Origin of the sequence: Paenibacillus zanthoxyli JH29 (assembly GCF_000520715.1) — a bacterium.
GTDB lineage: Bacteria > Bacillota > Bacilli > Paenibacillales > Paenibacillaceae > Paenibacillus_AQ > Paenibacillus_AQ zanthoxyli.
Genome location: NZ_ASSD01000629.1, coordinates 1 through 526 on the forward strand (window position 1 = coordinate 1; position 526 = coordinate 526).

Consider the following 526-nt stretch of genomic DNA (forward strand, 5'->3'; position numbering starts at 1 on the left):
ACACGACGGCGGGGCCAATCTGGAAGCGATCGAGCGTCTGGGCTGGCCGAAGGACAAGACGCTTGGAGCCGGAGTGATTGACGGGCGCGGAATTTGGCGCTGCGACCCGGATGACAAGCTGGTGCTGGCTCAGCGGCTCGCTGCCCTCGTCCCGGAGGGCAAGCTGATATTGCAGCCGTCCAGCAGCCTGCTGCATGTGCCTGTGACAGTGCGCAGCGAGGAGAAGCTGAAACCGGAGGTGCGAAGCGCGCTGGCCTTCGCCGATGAGAAGCTGGCGGAGCTTGCGCTGCTGAAACGGGCGCTGCTTGAGGGGCGCAGCGCCGCCGGGGCTTCGTTAGCCGAGGCGCAGGCAGCGCTGGCCGCCTTCCGCAAGCTGCCCGAGCGCAGCCGCGCGGATGTGGCGGAGCTTGAACGCGGCCTGGCGGAGCTGCCTGACCGGCGAAGCCCGGCCTATGCCGAGCGGGCGAAGCGCCAGCAGGACAAGTGGCGCCTGCCGCTGCTGCCGACAACGACAATCGGCAGGCTT

At 68.6% G+C, this 526-nt stretch carries 1 pseudogene; it reads left to right on the forward strand.

Features of this window, described 5'->3' with window-relative positions:
• A pseudogene (locus tag L691_RS30015) lies at positions 1-526 on the forward strand (5-methyltetrahydropteroyltriglutamate--homocysteine S-methyltransferase); the annotation flags it as partial.